This is a genomic window from Luteimonas abyssi (assembly GCF_001482195.1).
Lineage (GTDB): Bacteria > Pseudomonadota > Gammaproteobacteria > Xanthomonadales > Xanthomonadaceae > Luteimonas > Luteimonas abyssi.
On record NZ_KQ759763.1, the window covers coordinates 2,296,271 to 2,316,266 of the forward strand.

The 19,996-nt window shown below is 70.0% G+C and carries 18 protein-coding genes and 1 tRNA gene; 5 read left to right on the forward strand and 14 right to left on the reverse strand.

The genetic code is table 11. The features are described from left to right. Positions 1–204: 204 nt before the first annotated feature. The 7 genes from rplS to ffh form a co-directional block, all read right to left on the reverse strand. The gene (gene rplS, locus RG19_RS09670; RefSeq protein ID WP_058836529.1) at positions 205–624 is read right to left on the reverse strand and encodes a 50S ribosomal protein L19; all 420 of its coding nucleotides are present in this window, start codon (positions 622–624) and stop codon (positions 205–207) included. A gap of 137 nt (positions 625–761) precedes the next feature. Further along, complete coding sequence (trmD, locus tag RG19_RS09675) at positions 762–1,541, reverse strand: tRNA (guanosine(37)-N1)-methyltransferase TrmD (RefSeq protein WP_058835095.1); 780 nt, start codon at positions 1,539–1,541, stop codon at positions 762–764. Positions 1,542–1,545: 4 nt separating this feature from the next. Next, the gene (gene rimM, locus RG19_RS09680) at positions 1,546–2,061 is read right to left on the reverse strand and encodes a ribosome maturation factor RimM (protein ID WP_058835096.1); all 516 of its coding nucleotides are present in this window, start codon (positions 2,059–2,061) and stop codon (positions 1,546–1,548) included. 51 nt (positions 2,062–2,112) lie between these two features. Beyond that, positions 2,113–2,373, reverse strand: a complete 261-nt coding sequence (gene rpsP / locus RG19_RS09685) for a 30S ribosomal protein S16 (protein WP_058835097.1) — start codon at positions 2,371–2,373, stop codon at positions 2,113–2,115. 51 nt (positions 2,374–2,424) lie between these two features. Further along, on the reverse strand, positions 2,425–3,267 hold the full coding sequence (locus RG19_RS09690) for an aminotransferase class IV (protein ID WP_082672589.1): 843 nt from the start codon (positions 3,265–3,267) through the stop codon (positions 2,425–2,427). Next, the gene (locus tag RG19_RS09695; protein WP_058835098.1) at positions 3,264–4,331 is read right to left on the reverse strand and encodes an NAD(P)H-dependent flavin oxidoreductase; all 1,068 of its coding nucleotides are present in this window, start codon (positions 4,329–4,331) and stop codon (positions 3,264–3,266) included. The genes RG19_RS09690 and RG19_RS09695 overlap by 4 nt, the downstream gene beginning before the upstream one ends. 74 nt (positions 4,332–4,405) lie before the next feature. Further along, positions 4,406–5,776: a signal recognition particle protein gene (gene ffh / locus RG19_RS09700; RefSeq protein WP_058835099.1), complete on the reverse strand. Its 1,371-nt coding sequence runs from the start codon at positions 5,774–5,776 to the stop codon at positions 4,406–4,408. A 579-nt stretch (positions 5,777–6,355) separates the two neighbouring features. Here ffh and RG19_RS09705 point away from each other — a divergent pair. The 5 genes from RG19_RS09705 (at position 6,356) to RG19_RS09725 (ending at position 12,090) form a co-directional block, all read left to right on the forward strand. Continuing rightward, a complete protein-coding gene (locus tag RG19_RS09705; protein WP_058835100.1) occupies positions 6,356–7,144 on the forward strand; it encodes a cytochrome C assembly family protein in 789 nt (262 codons plus the stop codon). 102 nt (positions 7,145–7,246) lie between these two features. Continuing rightward, entirely contained in the window at positions 7,247–7,705 is a 459-nt protein-coding gene (locus tag RG19_RS09710) for a MarR family winged helix-turn-helix transcriptional regulator (RefSeq protein WP_058835101.1), read from the forward strand. Between the two features lie 2 nt (positions 7,706–7,707). Next, positions 7,708–9,210, forward strand: a complete 1,503-nt coding sequence (locus RG19_RS09715) for an efflux transporter outer membrane subunit (protein WP_058835102.1) — start codon at positions 7,708–7,710, stop codon at positions 9,208–9,210. Then, on the forward strand, positions 9,207–10,490 hold the full coding sequence (locus RG19_RS09720; RefSeq protein WP_082672590.1) for an HlyD/EmrA/EmrK family protein: 1,284 nt from the start codon (positions 9,207–9,209) through the stop codon (positions 10,488–10,490). The genes RG19_RS09715 and RG19_RS09720 overlap by 4 nt, the downstream gene beginning before the upstream one ends. Before the next feature lie 25 nt (positions 10,491–10,515). After that, the gene (locus tag RG19_RS09725) at positions 10,516–12,090 is read left to right on the forward strand and encodes a DHA2 family efflux MFS transporter permease subunit (protein ID WP_058835103.1); all 1,575 of its coding nucleotides are present in this window, start codon (positions 10,516–10,518) and stop codon (positions 12,088–12,090) included. An 81-nt stretch (positions 12,091–12,171) separates the two neighbouring features. Here the strand turns inward: RG19_RS09725 and radA are convergent, their stop codons facing one another. The 7 genes from radA to ileS all read right to left on the reverse strand — a co-directional run bounded on the left by radA (position 12,172) and on the right by ileS (position 19,929). Further along, positions 12,172–13,581 carry a DNA repair protein RadA gene (gene radA / locus RG19_RS09730; protein WP_058835104.1) on the reverse strand — a complete coding sequence of 470 codons (1,410 nt, stop codon included), beginning with the start codon at positions 13,579–13,581 and terminating at the stop codon, positions 12,172–12,174. 309 nt (positions 13,582–13,890) lie between these two features. Further along, the gene (locus tag RG19_RS09735) at positions 13,891–14,199 is read right to left on the reverse strand and encodes a hypothetical protein (protein ID WP_058835105.1); all 309 of its coding nucleotides are present in this window, start codon (positions 14,197–14,199) and stop codon (positions 13,891–13,893) included. A gap of 81 nt (positions 14,200–14,280) precedes the next feature. Then, positions 14,281–15,012 carry a 2OG-Fe(II) oxygenase gene (locus RG19_RS17250; RefSeq protein WP_162267065.1) on the reverse strand — a complete coding sequence of 244 codons (732 nt, stop codon included), beginning with the start codon at positions 15,010–15,012 and terminating at the stop codon, positions 14,281–14,283. 82 nt (positions 15,013–15,094) lie between these two features. Further along, positions 15,095–15,170 (reverse strand) — tRNA-Thr (locus RG19_RS09740). Between the two features lie 61 nt (positions 15,171–15,231). Next, positions 15,232–16,179, reverse strand: coding sequence for a 4-hydroxy-3-methylbut-2-enyl diphosphate reductase (gene ispH / locus RG19_RS09745; protein WP_058835106.1), 948 nt, complete (start codon positions 16,177–16,179; stop codon positions 15,232–15,234). Positions 16,180–16,481: 302 nt separating this feature from the next. Next, positions 16,482–16,982, reverse strand: a complete 501-nt coding sequence (gene lspA, locus RG19_RS09750; RefSeq protein ID WP_058835107.1) for a signal peptidase II — start codon at positions 16,980–16,982, stop codon at positions 16,482–16,484. Between the two features lie 136 nt (positions 16,983–17,118). After that, complete coding sequence (gene ileS, locus RG19_RS09755; protein ID WP_058836531.1) at positions 17,119–19,929, reverse strand: isoleucine--tRNA ligase; 2,811 nt, start codon at positions 19,927–19,929, stop codon at positions 17,119–17,121. Positions 19,930–19,996 lie beyond the last annotated feature (67 nt).

The window sequence follows — 19,996 nt, forward strand, 5'->3', positions numbered from 1 at the left end:
CGCATCCGCATCCTACTCCGGAACCGCACTGTCCCCGGCAGCCGCCCCGCCCTGCGCGGTGGCCGAATCGACGCCATGCAGCGATTCCGGCGGAGGTGATCCAGTCAAGGTGACCGGCTCACGCCTCCCGGGCGCCGCACCCTGTCCGGAAACGCGAACGGCCACCCGGAGGCGGCCGTTCGGCGGGGCACGCGGCGCCCGGAATTACTCCGCAGCGGCCTCGGCGGCAGCAGCGGCCTTGGCCTTCGCCTTGGCGTGCGCGGCCAGATCTTCCTTGATGCGCGCCTTCTTGCCTTCCAGGCCACGCAGGTAGTACAGCTTGCCGGCGCGGACCTTGCCGCGGCGCTTGACCTCGACCGAGTCGATCGACGGGCTGTGGACCTGGAACACACGCTCCACGCCGAAGCCATGGGAGATCTTGCGCACGGTGAACGAGGAGTTCAGGCCGGCATTCTTGGTGCCGATGACCACGCCCTCATAGGCCTGCACGCGCTCGCGGTTGCCTTCCTTCACCTTCACGTTGACGACGACGGTGTCGCCCGGGGTGAAATCGGGAAGGACGCGCTGCGACTGCTCTTTCTCGAAGTCCTGCAGCAGGGTATTCAGGGACGGCTTGGTGGTCATGGTCTTGGCCTGTTGGTGTCGTTGTTCGGCGTGGTGCACGTGGACGCACGCTCTTGGCGGGCCGCACGGGGCGGCAGGTACTACGGGTACAGCTAGCCGCCTATTCTAGCCGGTTTCCGGCTGTCGGCGCCAGAGGGTCAGTCGCCTGCCCGGCCGTCGTCGTCGCGCGAAGCCCGGTAGGCGTCCAGCAGGCGTCGGTCCGCCGGCGACAGCGCCGCCTCGTCGAGCAGATCCGGGCGCCGCTCCCAGGTCCGGCCGAGCGCCTGCGTCCGGCGCCAGCGCGCGATTTCGGCATGGTTGCCGCCCAGCAGCACTTCGGGCACGTCGCCCAGCGCATGCTGCGGCGGCCGGGTGTAGTGCGGGCAGTCGAGCAGCAGGGCACCGCCCAGGGCCGGATCGGGCTCGAAGCTGTCCTGCGCGGCCGAGTCGGCATCGTTCAGGACACCGTCGCGCAGACGGGTCACCGCGTCGATCAGCACGGCGGCGGGAAGTTCGCCACCCGAGAGCACGTAATCGCCGATCGACAGTTCTTCGTCGACCTCGGCCGCCAGCAGACGTTCGTCGACGCCTTCGTAGCGGCCGCACAGCAGGATCAGACGCGGCAGATCCGCGAGGGCGCGCACCCGGGCTTGCGTCAGCGGACGCCCCTGCGGGCTGAGATAGACCACGTGCGCCGGCTGCGGATCGGCGGCGCGAGCCGCGGCGAGCGTGGCACGCAGCGGCTCGATCAGCATCACCATGCCGGGCCCGCCGCCGAAAGGACGGTCGTCGACCCGACGATAGTTGCCTTCCGCATGGTCGCGCGGATTCCAGCCGTGCAGCGCCAGCAGCCCACGCTCCTGCGCGCGCCCGACCACACCGAACCCGGCACAGGTCGCCACGAACTCGGGGAACAGGCTGACGACGTCGATGCGCATGGGATCAGAACTCCGGATCCCAATCCACCAGTAGGGTGCCGGCGTCGAGGTCGATCTCACGCACGTAATCGGGCCTCGCGAACGGGATCATCCGCTCGCGGGTGTCGTCGCGGACCACCAGCACGTCGTTGGCGCCGGTGGAGAATACGAACGCGACCCGGCCGAAGACCACGCCGTCGAGGTTGGAGACGCGCAGGCCTTCCAGATCGACCCAATAGAATTCGCCCGGCGCAGGCGGCGGCAATGCATCGCGCGACACCCAGATTTCGGTCCCGCGCATCGCGTCGGCGGCGTCGCGGTCGGCCACATCCGGCATCGTCATCACGATGCCCTTGGGCGACGGACGGCCGCGCGCGCCCTGCAGCGTGCGCTCACGCCCTTGCGGGTCGCGCAGCGTCCACGGCTGGTAGCGGAAGATCTCGGTGTCGGGATCGCTGAAGGATTCCAGGCGCAGTTCGCCACGCACGCCGAAGGCGCCGTGGATCCTGCCCATGAGGACGCGCCGGACGGGTTCGCTCATGATGAGATCGGCTCGGGCCGCGCTGGGCGCGGCCCGTCAGGCCGAGCGGCCTCAGGCGGCCGGCTGGGCGGCCTTGCCCGCTTCCTTGTACAGGGCGCGGACCTTGTCGGTCAGCTGGGCGCCCTGACCCACCCAATGGTCGACGCGCGCGGTATCGAGCACGACGCGCTGCTCGTTGCCCGCCGCCACCGGGTTGTAGTAACCCAGGCGCTCGATGTTGCGACCGTCGCGCGCGCTGCGCGAGTCGGTGACGATGATGTGGTAGAACGGGCGCTTCTTGGCGCCGCCGCGGGTGAGACGGATCTTGACCATGGTGGTTTCTCGGTGTTGCCCAGTCGCCAGGATGGCGAGGTAAGCCGGCGATTATAGCGGCCCTGTCACGCCAACGGTAGGGGACACCTCTTCGGCGCCCGGAATGGGCGTCCAGGGAGTACGGGTATCCGCCTCCGCCGCCAGCGCCTGCAACGGCCCGGGGTCCTGCATCGGCCGCCCGTCGATGGCCGCCAGCGGCTGAACCCCACGCGCATTGCAGGCCAGTCCCGCCAGCGACGGCAGCCGCTCCAGCGGCACGACCGCCTCGGCCTGCGGCACCCCCATCGCGGCGAACGCGGCCTGCAGCAGGCGTTCGCGCGTGCCGCGCAGTGCCGACGCTCGCGGCCACAGCACCCGCACGCCGTCCCAGAGCGCCAGATTCCAGACCGAGCCTTCGCAGACACGCCCCCCATCGTCGACGAACAACGCGTCGTCGAAGCCTTCCGCGCGTGCAAGGCGTCGATGATTGAACAGGGGGAACGTCCCGACATGTTTGATTTCGGGCAGATGACGCATGTAGCGATAGCCGCGCAACCTGAGCGGTTGCGTCTCGGGCGCCCACGGCAGGCCGGCCGCGACCAGGATGCGCGTCGGCGCATCCGCGGGAGATGACGCGGCCTCGGGGAAAATCGTGATCCGGAGCGTGGCGTCCGCCTGGCCCAGCGCGTCCAGCGCGGCCCGCATCGCCGCGAAGATCCGCGCAGGCGCCTCGTCCGTGCCGAACAGCTGGCGGCTGGCGTCGCGCAGGCGCTCGACATGGAGATCCAATCCCTGGACCGCGCCATCGCGCACCTGCAGCGTGGTGAAGTGACCGTCGTTGAGCAGCGCGGGGGTCGCCAGATCCCCCGCGCTCGCAGCCCGTCCGTCGCAATGGACCAGGCGCCAGGGGGTCATGCCAGCAATGCGCGCGCCTCGCGCCACCAGGCTTCGACCAGGCCTTGCGCCGATGCCGACCGGGCCAGCCATGCGCCCTGCCCCGCCCACGCCTGCATGGCGTCGATGCGGCCCTCGCGCGCGGCCGCGGTGCGCATCGGCCCGGTCAACGCGCGCTGGACGGGGTATGGCCGCGGAGGCGGCGCCGCTTCCGAAGCCGCGGCACGTACGTAGGCGGTGTCCAGCGCGCGACCCGCACGCCCGGAGAAGGCGCGCGTGAGCATCGTCCGCTCCGGCCCGGCATCCGCCAGCGCCTCCTGCCAGGCGGCAGGAATAGCGGCTTCAGGCGAACGCAGCAGCGCCGTGCCGATCTGGACTGCGCTGGCGCCGAGCGCGAGCGCCGCCGCAATGCCGCGGCCGTCGCCGATCCCGCCAGCCGCGATCACCGGCACCTCCAGCACATCGACCAGACGCGGCAACAGGGCGAAGAGCCCGACCGCCTGCGATTCGGCCTTGGCCGCATCGAAACTGCCGCGATGGCCGCCCGCTTCCGCACCCTGCGCGACCACGGCATCGGCGCCCGCCGCCTGCGCGGCCAACGCCTCCTCCGCCGTCGTCGCACAGGCGAACCAGGCGATACCGGCCGCGCGGAGACGCTCGACCTGGTCGGGCCGGAACAGTCCCATGATCGAAGACGCCACCGCCGGACGCGCTGCCAGCAGAACGTCGAATTGCGCATCGAAATCCGCCGGCACGGCGTCGCCCGCAGCCACCGGCACCGGCGGCCCCCATTCGCCCAGGAAGGCCCGCGTCCGCGCCTCAGCCCCGGCATCGCGGGCGGGCGGCGGATCGGGCACCCAGAGATTGATCTGTGCCGGACCGCCACCGGCGTCGCGGAAAGCATCCATCCACGCGGCGATCTCCGCAGGCGAGGACAACACACCGCCGAACGCCGCCATCCCGCCCGCCTCGACCACCGCGCGCGCCAGGGGCACCGCCGGCACGCCGGCCATCGGCGCCTGCAGGATCGGGGCGCGCAGGGCGTGCCGGTCGACGAATTCCTTCCAGCGCGGATGCATGCTCATCGACTACTCCCGGACGAAACGCGAACCATCCGCGAAAACGAGCGCACCGCAGCGACGGGCGCGGAACGCATGCCTCAGCGGAACGGCGGCATGCCGCCGCGGCCACCCATCATGCCCTGCAGGCCGCGCATCATGCCCTTCATGCCGCCGCGGGCCATCTTGCCCATCATCTTCTCCATCTGCTGGTACTGCTTCATCAGCTTGTTGACGTCGGAGGGATGGGTGCCGGAACCGGCGGCGATGCGCGCGCGACGCGAACCGTTGAGCAGGGTCGGATTGCGGCGCTCCTTCTTGGTCATCGAATTGATGATCGCGATCATCCGCGGCACTTCCTTGCCGGTGACCTGCTGCTTGAGATGTTCGGGTACCTGGCCGATGCCGGGCAGCTTGTCCATCAGGCCGCCGATACCGCCCATGCCCTGCATCTGCTCGAGCTGATCGCGCATGTCGTTGAGGTCGAACTTCTTGCCCTTGGCGACCTTCTTCGCGAGCGCCTCGGCCTTGCTGCGGTCGACCTGCTGCTCGACCTGCTCGACCAGCGACAGCACGTCGCCCATGTCGAGGATGCGGCTGGCGACGCGGTCGGGGTGGAAGACGTCCAGGCCGTCGGTCTTCTCGCCGGTGCCGATGAACTTGATCGGCTTGCCGGTGATGTAACGCACCGAAAGCGCCGCGCCGCCGCGGGCGTCGCCGTCGGTCTTGGTCAGCACCACGCCGGTCAGCGGCAGCGCCTCGCTGAAGGCCTTGGCGGTGTTGGCCGCGTCCTGGCCGGTCATCGCGTCGACCACGAACAAGGTCTCGACCGGATCGATCGCGGCGTGCAGCGCCTTGATCTCGGTCATCATCGCCTCGTCGATGGCGAGGCGGCCGGCGGTGTCGACCAGCAGCACGTCCACGTACGACTTGCGCGCATCGGCGATCGCCGCGCGGACGATGTCGACCGGCTGCTGCGACGCCTCCGACGGGAAGAACGTCACCCCGACCTGCCCGGCCAGGGTTTCGAGCTGTTCGATGGCCGCCGGTCGATAGACGTCGGCACTGACCACCATGACCTTCTTCTTGCGCTTGTCCTTGAGCAGCTTCGCCAGCTTGCCGACCGTGGTGGTCTTGCCCGCACCCTGCAGGCCGGCCATCAGGATCACCGCCGGCGCCGGCACGTTGAGATTGAGTTCGGCGGCCTGCGCGCCCATCACCGCGGTGAGCTCGTCGCGCACGACCTTGATCAGCGCCTGGCCCGGGGTCAGCGACTTCAGCACTTCCTGGCCGACCGCACGCACCTTGATGCGCTCGATCAGCGCCTGCACCACCGGCAGCGCGACATCGGCCTCCAGCAGCGCGATGCGCACCTCGCGGGTGGCCTCGCGGATGTTCTCCTCGGTGAGGCGGCCGCGCCCGCGCAGGCGCTCCATGGTGCCGGACAGACGCTGGGTCAGGGATTCGAACATGCGGGATCTGCGGGAGGAAAAGCGGGCCACCAGTATACCTTCGGTCCCTTTCAGTCCCTCTCGGCCCCGTTCGCGCACACCGCGCCGTAAGACGCGGTGGCGTCGGGGCGCCTGCCCCCGAATGCGGATGTCCCCAGGCGACCGCCATCCGGCCACCACCTCCCCGGATGTCTCATCCGGGGGCGGGCCCCGGCGCTTCCGAGGCTCGCGGTCTTTCGGAGACACGAGCGCCGCAAGGGGATCGGAGCACCGCTTTTCCGAACGTTCCGCAAGCCGACGCCCCGTCGGGACCGGTGGCCTTCTCGGCGAAATCAACGAGGAGGCCGCCGCCGCATGGCGGTGGCCGGGGGACATTCGCGCGAGGAGGCCACCGGTCCCGGCGGGGCCCGTCAGGTCGCTGCGCGTTGAAGCGAAGCGTCATATGACCGTGCCCGGGAACATCGTGCGAGGAAACCACCGGTTACGGCGGCGCCCGTCAGGTCGCTGCGACACCCGGCGAAGCCCTCGCCTTCGCTTTCGCCGTCGCGCTCACCGTCCAACCAGGCACGAGCCGCGCCGAAGCTGTGCGACACTGCATCGATGACAATCGTTCTCATCGCCTCCCTGCTCTACGTCGCGGCGGCCGGCCTGCTGGTGCGCACCGTCGCCCGCGACGCGCCGACCGCCGGCGCGACCTGGGCACTGCCGGCGATGGGCGCGGCGTTCGCCCACGGCATCCACCACCTCCTCGCCTGGCGCGACATCGGCGGCGCCGACCTGCACTTCTTCGCCGCCCTCTCCCTGGTCGGCCTGGGCATGTCCCTGCTCACCCTGCTGTTCGGCATCCGCGGACGCATGGCCGCGCTCGGTGTACTGGTGTTCCCGCTCGCCGCCGTCTCGCTGCTCGCCTACGCCGGCACCGGCCACCGCAGCGCCGAAGGGCTCGACTGGCGCCTGCAACTGCACGCATGGTTCGCCCTGCTCGCCTACGCCACCCTCGCCATCGCCGCGCTGCTGGCGGTGCTGCTGTGGATGCAGGAACGCGCCCTGCGCCGGCGCGAATACCACCGCTGGCTGCGCGCCCTGCCGCCGTTGACCGAACTCGAAGCCCTGGTGTTCCGCAGCATCGCCGTCGGCTTCGTCCTGCTGACCGCCACCCTGCTCACCGGCGTCCTGTTCGTGCACGACTTCTTCGCCCAGCACCTCATCCACAAGAGCGTGCTGAGCGTGCTGTCGTGGCTGGTGTTCGGCGCGCTGCTGTTCGGCCGCTGGCGCTACGGCTGGCGCGGCACCTCCGCGGTCGGCTGGACCCTGACCGCGATGGCCCTGCTGGTGCTGGCCTTCTTCGGCAGCAAGTTCGTACTCGAACTCGTCCTCCAGCGCACCTGACCGGCAGTGACCGGCGCGACACGGCGCCGGCGCCTGAACGCATGCTTGCCGCGCAAATACTTGCCTTGACAACAATTGCGGAGGCGAGGAAGATGCGCCGCCATGGACAGCTCCCGCCCCTGCGCGTCTTCCAGCGGCTCCACCCTCGGCCTGCTGTTCCGGCAGGTGCGCGACGCGATGTGGGCGCGGATGGCCGACGAACTGAGCCAGGCCGGACACGAACTCAGCTTCAGTCAGTACGTCACCCTGAAGAAGCTCGCCCTGGGCACCACCAGCGCCACCGATCTCGCCCGTGCCGCGGAACTCAACCCCGGCGCGATGACCCGGCTGATCGACAAGCTGGTCGCCCGCGGGCTGGTCGCCCGCCACGCTGACCCCGGCGACCGTCGCGCCGTGCGGATCGACCTCACCGACGCCGGCCAGGCCATCTGGCGCGACATCGACCAGTGCGGCAACCGCGTGCGCGAGCGCGCGATGGCCGGCATGGACGATGCCGAGCGCCAGCAGCTGATCCGTCTGCTCGAACAGGCACGCGACAACCTCTCCTTTCCCGGACGATGACCATGTCCTACCCGCAGACACGCGCCCCGCGCCGGGCGCGCGCGACCGCGTTGCCGATCGCCACGCTGCTCGCGGCGGCCCTGTCGCTGGCCGGCTGCGCCAGCACCGGCGGGCTGACGCCGCAGCTGGCACCGGCCGACGCCGACGGCCTCGCCAGCGCACGCAGCCTCGGCGTGCCGGCGTTCAGCGCCGCGGACTTCCCGCGCGGCGCCGGCTGGACCGCCTTCGGCGACCCGCAGCTCGATGCCCTCGTCGCCGAGGCGCTGCGCGAGAGCCCGACCCTGGCCGCCGCCGATGCGCGCACGCGCAACGCCCGTGCCCAGGCCGGTCTGGCCGATGCCGCACGCCGCCCCACCCTGGACGCCAGCGCCCGGCTCAGCGGCGTGCGCCTGCCCGCGACCCTGGCACCGGAACCGATCGGCGGCGACTTCAACGCCAGCGGCATCCTCACCCTCCAGTTCGCCTGGGCGCCCGACCTGTGGGGCGGCCGACGCGCGGCGTTCGAGGCCGCCGCCGGCGAGGCGCGTGCCGCCGAGGTGGACGCGCAGGCGGCGCGGCTGGCCCTGTCGGCGAACGTCACCCGCACCTACATCGCCCTGGCCGAGGCCTTCGACGCGCAGGACGTCGCCGAACGCGAACAGGCGCGCGCCACCGCACTGCGCGACCTCGGCCTGCAGCGCGTGCAGGCCGGCCTCGACAACCAGCTGCAGGTGCGCAACGCCGAGACCACGATCGGCATCGCCCGCCAACAGGCACAGGCCGCCCGGCAGCAGATCGACGCCTTGCGCAACGCGTTGGCGGCATTGCTCGGTCAGGGACCCGACCGCGGCCTCGACATCGCCCGCCCCCGGGTGTTGAACGCGCCGGCGCCTGCAATCCCCGCCGTGCTGCCCAGCGAACTGCTCGGCCGCCGCGCCGACGTCGTCGCCGCACGCTGGCGGGTGGAGGCGGCCGCACGCGGCGTGGACGCGGCGCAGGCCGCGTTCAAGCCCAGCGTGAATCTCGCCGCGCTGGCGGGCCTGGCCGCCGGCAGCCTCGCCGACCTGTTCGGCAGCGATGCCGCGCTCGCTTTCGGCGGCCCTGCGATCAGCCTGCCGATCTTCGACGGCGGCCGCCTGCGCGCAGGCCTCGCCCAGCGCGATGCCGAGTACGACCTGGCCGTGGCCGCCTACGACCAGACTCTGGTCGACGCCCTGCGTGAGGTCGCCGATGCGCTGCAGGCCACGCGCGCGTTCGATGCCCGCATCGACACCGTCACCGATGCGGCCGACGCCGCACGCCAGGCCTTCGGCCTGGCCGAGACCCGCTACCGCGCCGGCCTCGGCACCCAGCTCGACGTGCTGGCCGCGCAACGACCGCTGTTCGAACTCGAGCAACAGCTGGCATCGCTGCGCGCGCAGCGGCTGGGCGCGTCGGTCGATCTCGACCGCGCGCTCGGCGGCGGCCTCGCACTGCCCGCACCTCCTCCTTCCACGCACGACCTCGCCGGGGCGACCACGCCATGACCTCCGAAACCGGACCCGACACCACGCCCTCCCGCGACGACCGCGCCGCGTCCGCCGCCACCGCCACGCCCAGTCCGGATGCCACCGCCGCGGCAGGCGCATCGCCGACCGCACCCGCCGGCAACGGCAGGCGCCGCCGCGCGCTCACCATCCTCGCCACCGTCGCACTGGCGGCCGGCATCGGCTGGGCCGCGTGGTACCTGCTGGTCGCGCGCTGGCACCAGGACACCGACGACGCCTACGTGCAGGGCAACGTGGTGAGCATCGTGCCGCAGGCGATGGGCACGGTGGTCTCGATCGACGCCGACGAAGGCATGCGCGTGGAGGCCGGCCAGGCCCTGGCTCACCTGGATCCCAACGATGCCCAGGTGGCCTACGACCAGGCGGTCGCGAACCTCGCCGGCACCGTGCGCCAGGTGCGTGGTCTGTACAGCAGCGTGGACGCCGGCCAGGCCGAACTGGCCGCGCGTCGCGTCGCGGTGCGCCAGGCGCGCGAGGACGTACGCCGCCGCGAGGGCCTGGTGGCCGGCGGCGCGGTGTCGGGCGAGGAACTGGCGCACGCGCGCGACATGCTCGCCGGCGCCGAAGCGGCGCTCTCGGCGTCGCAGGGCGAGCTGTCGCGCAGCCGTGCGCTGGTGGACGCGACCGAGATCGCCGGCCAGCCGCAGGTGCAGGCCGCAGCGGCGCAGGTGCGCCAGGCCTGGCTCGAGCTGCAGCGCATGGCGATCGTCGCGCCGGTGTCGGGCCACGTCGCCCGCCGCGAGGTGCAGTTGGGCCAGCGCGTGCAGCCGGGCACCACGCTGATGACGATCGTGCCGCTGGAACAGGTGTGGGTGGAAGCCAACTTCAAGGAAACCCAGCTCACCGACATGCGCATCGGCCAGCCGGTCGAGGTGCGCGCGGACCTGTACGGCGGCCGGGTCCGCTACACCGGCACCGTGGCCAGCCTGGGCATGGGCACCGGCAGCGCGTTCTCGCTGCTGCCGGCACAGAACGCCAGCGGCAACTGGATCAAGATCGTGCAGCGCGTGCCGGTGCGGATCGAACTCGATCCCGCGCAGTTGGCCGAGCATCCGCTGCGGCTGGGCCTGAGCATGCACGTGGACGTGTCCGTGCGCGACCAGGACGGCCCGGTGCTGGCCCTGGCCGAGCCGGCGCGGGCCGCCCCGCTGCTGTCCACCGACGCCTACGCCCGGCAACTCGCCCAGGCCGACGCGCTGATCGCACGCACCATCGAGCACAACCTGCCGCCCGCCACCGACGCCACCGCCCGCCGCTGAGCCGCCCGCCGGACCCGAGGCCACGATGTCCACGACCACCGCTGCCCCGTCGGATGCGTCCCCGCCGGCCGCGCCCACCGCGTTCCGTCCGCCCAACCTGGCGTTGACGACGATCGGCCTCGCGCTGGCATCGTTCATGCAGGTGCTCGACATCACCATCGCCAACGTCTCGCTGCCCACCATCGCCGGCAACCTCGGCGCGAGCGCGAATCAGGCGACCTGGGTGATCACGTCGTTCGCGGTCAGCAACGCCATCGCGCTGCCGCTGACCGGCTTCATGGTCCGCCGGTTCGGCGAGCGCAAGTTGTTCATCTGGGCGACGTTCGCCTTCGTCGTCGCGTCGCTGCTGTGCGGGCTGGCGACCAGCATGGGTTCGCTGGTGGCCGCCCGCGCACTGCAGGGTTTCGTCGCCGGACCGATGTACCCGGTCACCCAGGCGCTGTTGATCTCGATCTATCCCCCGCACAAGCGCGGCCAGGCGATCGCGCTGCTGGCGATGGTGACCGTGGTCGCGCCGATCTGCGGCCCGATCCTGGGCGGCTGGATCACCGACAACTACAGCTGGGAATGGATTTTCTTCATCAACGTGCCGATCGGCATCTTCGCGAGCGTCGTGGTCGCCAACCAACTGCGCGGGCGCCCGGAGAAACTCGAACGGCCGAAGATGGACTACGTCGGCCTGATCACCCTGATCATCGGCGTGGGCGCGCTGCAGACCCTGCTCGACCTCGGCAACGACGAGGACTGGTTCAACTCCACGAAGATCGTGTGGTTGGCGATCGCCTCGGTCCTGGGCTTGGCCGTATTCCTGATCTGGGAGCTCACCGAGAAGGACCCCATCGTCAACCTGCGGCTGTTCCGGCATCGCAACTTCGCGTTCGGCACCATCGCGATGGTGCTGGGCTACTCGGCGTTCTTCGCCGTCGGCCTGCTGGTGCCGCTGTGGCTGCAACGCAACCTCGGCTACACGCCGATCTGGGCGGGCTTCGCCACCGCGCCGATCGGCATCCTGCCGGTGCTGCTGACCCCGCTGGTGGGCAAGTACGCCACCCGCTTCGACCTGCGCATCCTCGCCAGCTTCGCCTTCGTGGTGATGGCGTTCACCAGCTTCATCCGCTCGGGCTTCAACCTGGAGGTCGACTTCCAGCACATCGCGATGATCCAACTCTGGCAGGGCCTCGGCGTGGCGCTGTTCTTCATGCCGGTGCTGACCATCCTGCTCTCGGATCTGGAGCCGCACGAGATCGCCGCAGGCTCCGGCCTGGCCACGTTCGTCCGTACGCTGGGCGGCAGCTTCGCGGCGTCGCTCACGACCTGGGCCTGGAACCAGCGCAGCACCATCCACCATGCGCAACTGACCGAGCATATCCCCGCGCACGATCCCGCCATGCAGCAGACCGTGACCGCGCTGGGCAATGGCGACCTGCAGCGCGGCGCGATGATGCTCGACCGGATGATCGCGCAGCAGGCCGCGCAGATCGGCTTCAACGAGATCTTCCACCTGATCGGCATCCTGTTCCTGGTGGTGATCGCCTTCGTCTGGGTGACGCGTCCGCCGTTCGCGGCCAAGATGGGCGGGGCCGCCTCGGGCGGACATTGAGCCAACGACTGCGATACGTGGGATGCGTCACCACGCCACCACCCGCCCGCGACGGGAGCCACGCCACGGTGCTCGCAGCGGTCAGATGCAGGCTTCGAGCGCGTCGGCCAGACGTTCCACCGCGATGACGTCCAGACCCTTCAAGGTACCGGCCTTCGGTGCGTTGGCCTTGGGCACGATCGCGCGCTTGAACCCGTGCGTGGCCGCCTCGCGCAGGCGTTCCTCGCCGTTGGGCACCGGCCGGATTTCGCCGGACAGGCCGACCTCGCCGAATGCGATCGTCTTCTCGGCCAGCGGCCGGTCCTGCAGGGACGACAGCACCGCCAGCAGCACCGGCAGATCCGCCGCGGTCTCCTGCACGCGGATGCCGCCCACCACGTTCACGAACACGTCCTGGTCGCCGACGGCGATGCCGCCGTGCCGGTGCAGGACCGCCAGCAGCATCGCCAGGCGATTGCCCTCCAGACCAACCGCGACCCGGCGCGGATTCGACAGGGGTGAACTGTCGACCAGCGCCTGCACTTCCACCAGCAACGGACGCGTGCCCTCGCGGGTCACCATCACGCAGCTGCCCGGTTGCCGCGTGCTGCCGCCCGACAGGAAAATCGCCGATGGATTCGGCACTTCCTTCAGGCCCTTGTCCCCCATCGCGAAGACACCGAGCTCGTTGACCGCGCCGAAGCGGTTCTTGAACGCGCGCAGCACCCGGAAGCGGCTGCCGCTCTCGCCCTCGAAGTACAGCACCGCGTCGACCATGTGTTCGAGCACCCGCGGACCGGCGATGCCGCCTTCCTTGGTGACGTGGCCGACCAGAAACACCGCGGTGCCGGTTTCCTTCGCATAGCGCACCAGCCGCGCCGCGCTCTCGCGCACCTGGCTGACCGAACCCGGTGCCGCGGTCAGGGTCTCGGTCCACAGGGTCTGCACGGAATCGGCCACGATCAGCTTCGGGCGCATGCCGGCGGCATGTTGCAGGATGGTCTCCACGCCGGTTTCGGCCAGACCCTGCAGGCCGTCGAGCGGCAGATCGAGACGCGCGGCGCGCCCGGCGACCTGGCCCAGCGATTCCTCGCCGGTCACATACAGTGCCGGGAACGTGGCCGACATCTTCGCCACCGCCTGCAGCAGCAAGGTCGACTTGCCGATGCCGGGATCGCCGCCCACCAGCACCACCGCACCCTCCACCAGGCCGCCACCCAACACCCGATCGAGCTCGCCGATGCCGGTGGACACCCGCGCGTCCTCGATATGGCGGACCTCCTTGAGCGCGGTGATCTTCGGCGCCTCGGCTTTGCCGGCCCACCCGGCGCGGCGCGTGGCGGGACCGGCCGCCCCCTTCGTGGCCGGCTCGACGACGAACTCCGCGAGTGTGTTCCAGGCGCCGCATCCGGCGCATTGCCCCTGCCACTTGTTGTGGTCGGCGCCGCACTCGGTGCAGACATACGCGGTGCGTGGTCGACCGGCCTTGGGCGCGGCAGCGGGACGGGTCATGGCGGACGGCGGCGGTGAGCAGGCGCACAGGGTAGCCGCCCCGGGTCGCAACGTGCGAGACGACGCCTATGGACGACGTCGGGCATTTCGTCTGCGTGTTCGCCTTCGGCGCCGATGGCTGCGTCGACGCGGTGGAAATCACCGGAGCCGAAGGTATCGCGGCTGAACCCGGGGTGCGACGCGTTCGAGCAGGTCGCCGGCTGTATCGCAGCGCGCCTGCCGAGGATCTCTCGGCACCGCCCCGCCGGCTTCGCCTGCGCTGTGAATTCGGGACGTCGTCCTGGGCTGGTGAACGGGATGCCTGCCGCGTCAGGCCGCGACGGCGGCCGGACCGGGGCCGAAGTAGACCGGCACCGGGGGCGGTGCCAGCTCCCTCGGCGGCAACAGCAATGCGGCGAAATCCTCATCGGACAGTACGCTGTAACCGCAGGCGTCGAGATCGCTGCGCACGCCCCGCCAGCCCGGCAGGTGGATCGCCTCGCCCACCTGCTGGGTCCAGCCGTGGACCACACCGCCGAGCGCATCCATCGCATCCTCCGGAAGTCGCGTCCCCGCGGGGGCCACGATGTAGCCGTCCACGTTGCGAGTGATGAAGATGTCGATGCTGTTCTGGTCCATGCCACGTCCTCCGAAGGAGGCGACACTTTGCCGAGCGGCCTGCTTAGAAATGGTGAAAGCCGGATGGCCGATCGATGACGGTCAGGCCTCGCGTAACCAGCCCGTCACCGACAACCGGCTGGTCTCGACGAACGGCGCCACCGCGCCGACGAGGTGCGGACGCGGCACGCGGAACAGCGTCAGCGTGTTGAAGCCAGGCACCACCGTATCTTCGACCCGCCCCGCCTCGTCGAGGAACTGCAGCTGTCCGCCTTGGTCCGCACCCCAGTCGGGGGTCAGGCCGAGCACGTAGGCCGCGACCCGGCGCTTGGTCGGATGGGCGTCGTCGTGACGGGTCAGGAAGTGGCCGCGGCGATAACGGGTCATCTGCCCGTCGCCGAACGCGATCGCGGCCTGTCCTGTGATCGCTCGCGCCAGCGCGAGGAAAGCGCCGCGCTGCAGCAGCTCCCGGAATCCGGCCAGGGCGGGGGGCAAGGGACCGGCGTCGTAGTCGAGGTCGTACAGGGGGTGACGCTCGTATCGGTACTGCATCCCCCGACCCGCTTCGGCGAGGATCAATGCGTCCAGTTCCGCACGCCGCGCCACCGGCAACCGCTCGAATTCGGCGACATCGAAGTCGTAGTGACGTCCGTCGATGCGGGCGACCAGCGCCCAGCGCGGCCAGGCCAGGAGTTCGGCGCGCAGCGCCTGCGCATAGGCGTCGGCGAGGATGTTGCCGACGACCACCCGTCCGGTCTCGGCGAAGCGTCGCCGAAGCTCGACGAGATCGTCGCGGGATGCGAGCGGCCCATGATTCTCAACGGGGGGCGACACGGATAGATCCATGCACGCGAGTATGCCGCGGATGTCCCGCGCGCGCGGAGCGGCGATGCGATGCGATGCGATGCGGGGAAAATGGTGCCGGAAATAGGAATCGAACCTACGACCTACGCATTACGAATGCGCCGCTCTACCAACTGAGCTATTCCGGCACGGAAGACACGCACCACGGTGCGCCAAGGGAACGGATTCTAGATTTCGCCCGGAGCCGCGTCAATCGACCAGTTGGACCCGAAGCTCCTTGGGCAACGCGAACACCATGTTCTCGGGCTGGCCGTCGAGCTCGCGGACATCGCCGCCCCCCAGCGCGCGCAGACGCGCGACCACCCCCTCGATCAGGATGTCCGGCGCCGAAGCGCCCGCGGTCACGCCCACACGGGTCCGCCCGACGACCCAGGCCGGGTCGATCTCGTCGGCACCGTCGATCAGATGCGCCTCCACGCCGTCGCGCTCGGCCAGTTCGCGCAGACGGTTGGAATTGGAACTGTTCGGCGAGCCCACCACCAGCACCAAGTCGCACTGCTGCGCCAGATCGCGTACCGCATCCTGGCGATTCTGGGTGGCGTAGCAAATGTCGTCGTTCTTCGGCCCCTGGATGGCCGGGAACTTGGCCCGCAGCGCGGCGATCACCGCCTGCGTATCGTCGACCGACAGCGTGGTCTGCGTGGTGTAGGCCAGGTTTTCCGGTTGCCCCACGTCCAGCGCGGCCACGTCCGCTTCGTCCTCGACCAGGTAGATTTCGCCGGCGCCGGCATCCCGCCACTGCCCCATCGTGCCTTCGACCTCCGGATGACCGGCGTGGCCGATCAGCACCACGTCGCGCCCGGCGCGGCAGTGGCGCGCGACCTCGAAATGCACCTTGGTCACCAACGGACAGGTCGCATCGAACACGTTCAGGCCACGGCGTCCGGCCTCGGCACGCACCGCCTGGGAGACGCCGTGCGCACTGAAGATCACCGTGTTGCCGTCGGGCACCTCGTCGAGTTCTTCGACGAAGATCGCACCGCGCGCGCGCAGGTCGTCGACCACGTAACGGTTGTGCACCACTTCGTGACGGACGTAGATCGGCGCGCCGAGCACCTCGATGGCGCGGTTGACGATCTCGATGGCGCGGTCGACACCGGCGCAGAAGCCGCGGGGATTGGCGAGAATGATGTTCATGACCCCCGGATTCTAACGAAGCCGCGACCTTTCAGGCTGAAGCGCAGGCAGGGTGTCGGCGCCCGCCCGGCACGATCGCCCCTCTCCCGTTCACGGGAGAGGGGTTGGGGTGAGGGAAGCGACGCGAGGCGGTGCTTAGAAAAACGCCCTCATCCGCCCCTGCGGGGCACCTTCTCCCGCCTGAGGGAGAAGGGGTTTGGTCACGACATGCCCGGGGCCCCTTTCTCCCGCACACAGGAGAAGGCGCCTGGTCACGACCTGCCTGGGGCGCCTCCTCCGGCAACGGGAGGAGGAGAAACGCCTCACCCGGCCTTCTTCTCGCCCTGGAAAATCCCGAACACCGCGATCCCGATCGCGCCCCCCACCACCGCCATGTCGGCGATGTTGAACGCCGGCCAGTAGTAAACGCGCCAGTGCCACTGGATGAAGTCCACCACATGGCCGTGGATCTGCCGGTCGATCACGTTGCCCAGCGCACCGCCCACCACCAGCGCGAACGGCAACGCGGTCCTCCAGTCCGCACGGGGCGTGCGCGACAGCCAGAACGCCAGCAGGCCGCTGATGCCGATCGCCAGCACGGTGAAGAACCATTTCTGCCAGCCGCCCGCGTTGGCGAGGAAGCTGAACGCCGCGCCGGTGTTGTAGGTGCGGTACCAGTTCCAGAAGCCCTCGATCACCGGGATCGCGGTGTACTCGGGCAGGCTGGTCAGCACCCACCACTTGGTGAGCTGGTCGAGACCGATCACGAGCGCCGACAGCAGCAACCAGATCAGGGCGTTCGGTTTGGGGCGCAGGGATGTCATCGAAGGGATCCGCGGTGGGCTGGTGGCCGGTCGGCCGGGCTGGACGGCCCTGGAGCGCCGTCGTCACGTGTCTATTCTGGGCGATCCGCCCGCAGGGCGGCCGCGACGCCGGCGTCACCGGCGCCGCGATGGGGCTTCAGAACCAGTGCCGGTCTTCGCCCGCGCCGTCGATGTTGTCGATGCAGCGCCCACACAGCTCCGGATGCGCGACATGCGCACCCACGTCGGCGCGGTGTTGCCAGCAGCGCACGCACTTCTTCTTCTCCGTCGCACGCGCCACCACGCGCAGGCCGTCGGTTTCCTCGTCCGCGTCGACCACGGTCACGTCGCCGCTGATGAGGAAGAAACGCAGTTCGTCGATGAACGGCGCAACCCGGATCTGGTCCGACACGCCGGCGCGCAGCTCGATCTCGGCTTCAAGTGCGGCACCGATCTCGCCGCTGGCACGCATCGGCTCGAGCACCTTGGCGACGTGCTCGCGCAGCGCCAGCAGTCGCTCGAAATCGGCTTCGGACAACGGCGCGTCGGCCGGCAACGGCGCCAATCCCTCGTACCAGGTGCCGAACAGCACATGGTCGGGTCTCACGCCATCGACGGTCTGCGCCGGCAGGTGGCGCCACATCTCATCGGCGGTGAAGGTCAGGATCGGCGCGATCCAGCGCACGAAAGCCTCGGCGATGCGGTACATCGCGCTCTGCGCGCTGCGGCGTCCGCGCGAATCCTCGGGCATGGTGTACAGCCGGTCCTTGGTGACGTCGAGGTACAGCGAGCCGAGGTCGACGCTGCAGAAGTTCGACAACGCCTGCACGATTTCCGGGAAGTCGTAGCGCGCGTACGCATCCACGATGCGCGCCTGCAACTGGTGGGCGCGATGCACGATCCAGCGGTCCAGCGCGACCATGTCCTCGAGCGGACGCAGGTGGGTGGCCGGCTCGAACCCATGCAGATTGCCGAGCAGGAAGCGCGCGGTATTGCGGATGCGACGGTAGGCGTCGGCGCTGCGCTTGAGGATCTCGTCGGACACCGACATCTCGTTGCGGTAGTCCGCGGCCGCGATCCACAGACGCAGGACATCCGCGCCCATGGCATCCATCACCTGCTGCGGGGCGATCACGTTGCCCAGCGATTTCGACATCTTGCGTCCGTCGGCATCGACGGTGAAGCCGTGGGTCAGCACCTGCCGGTACGGCGCCACGCCGTCCATCGCCACCCCCGACAGCAGCGAGGACTGGAACCAGCCGCGATGCTGGTCGGAGCCTTCCAGATACAGGTCGGCCGGCTTGCGCAGGCCGTCTTCGGGCCGCTGCGCGAGCACGCACTCGTGGCTGACGCCGGAATCGAACCAGACATCGAGGATGTCGTTGACCTTCTGGTAGCGGCCGGCCTCGTCGCCGAGCAGTTCGGCGACATCCAGCGCGTACCACGCGTCGACGCCGTCGCGCTCCACACGCTCGGCGACCTGACGCATCAGCTCGGCGGAACGCGGGTGGGGCTCGTGCGTCTCGCGATCGATGAACAGTGCGATCGGCACGCCCCAGAAGCGTTGCCGCGAGATCGTCCAATCGGGACGTCCGTCCACCATGCCGGCGATGCGCGCCTGCCCCCATTCGGGCACCCAACGCACGCCTTGGATCGCCTTGAGCGCATCGCGGCGCAGGTGCGCCTGCGTCATCGAGATGAACCACTGCGGCGTGGCGCGGAACACCACCGGCGTCTTGTGGCGCCAGCAATGCGGGTAGCTGTGGGTGATGGTCGCGTGCGCAAGCAGCGCGCCCCGCGCGCGCAGGCCTTCGACGATCAACGGGTTGGCCTTCCACAGGTGCACGCCGGCCAGCGTGGTGTCGTCGATCGGCGGCGTGGACGGCAGATACAGGCCGCGACCATCGACCGGATTGAGCACGTTCGCCGGCGTCTTCTCGACCAGGCCGTAGCGTTGCGACACCACGAAATCTTCCTGGCCGTGGCCCGGCGCGGTGTGCACGGCGCCGGTGCCGTCCTCGTCGGAGACGTGTTCGCCGAGCAGCAGGGGGATCTCGCGGTCGTCGTAGAACGGGTGCCGGAGGGTCAGCCCTTCGAGCGCGGCGCCGCGCTCGCGACCGAGCACCGTCGTCGCCTCCACGCCGTAGCGCGCCAGGGTCCGCTCGGCCAGCGCTTCGGCGATCACCAGCCACTGCGGACGGCCATCGCGCTGCGGGCCTTCCACCAGCACGTAATCGATCTCCGCGCCCAACGATACGGCCAGCGACGCCGGCAGCGTCCACGGCGTGGTCGTCCAGATCGGCACCGCCACCAGGGCCCCATCGGGCAGCGCGGCACCGAAACGACCGGCCAGACCCGCGGAGTCCACCGCCAGATAGGCCACGTCGACCGCGGGCGACTGCTTGTCCTGATACTCGATCTCGGCCTCGGCCAGCGCCGACTGGCAATCGAAACACCAGTGCACCGGCTTGAACCCGCGCGCGACGTGTCCGCGCTCGACGATCTTCGCGAGCGCACGCAGCATGTCGGCTTCATAGCGGAAGGTCATCGTGCGGTAGGGATTGTCCCAGTCGCCGGTCACGCCCAGGCGCCGGAAGCCGGCGCGCTGCAGATCGATCTGCTCGGCCGCGTACTCGCGGCACTTCGCACGGAACGCCTCGGCGTCGAGTTTCTCGCCCACTTTGCCGTGCTTCTTCTCCACCGCGTGTTCGATCGGCAGGCCATGGCAGTCCCAGCCCGGCACGTAGGGAGCATCGAAGCCGGACAGCAGCTTCGACTTCACCACCATGTCCTTGAGCACCTTGTTCACCGCGTGCCCGATGTGGATCGCGCCGTTGGCGTAAGGCGGACCATCGTGCAGCACCCATTGCGGGCGACCGCGTGCCGCCTCGCGAATGCGCTGGTACAGCCCCTCCTCTTCCCAGCGCGCCAGCATCTTCGGCTCGCGCTTGGGCAGGTCGCCACGCATCGGAAACTCCGTCGCAGGCAGATGGATGGTGGCTTTGTAGCGGTTGGCGTCGGCGCTCACGCAGTGA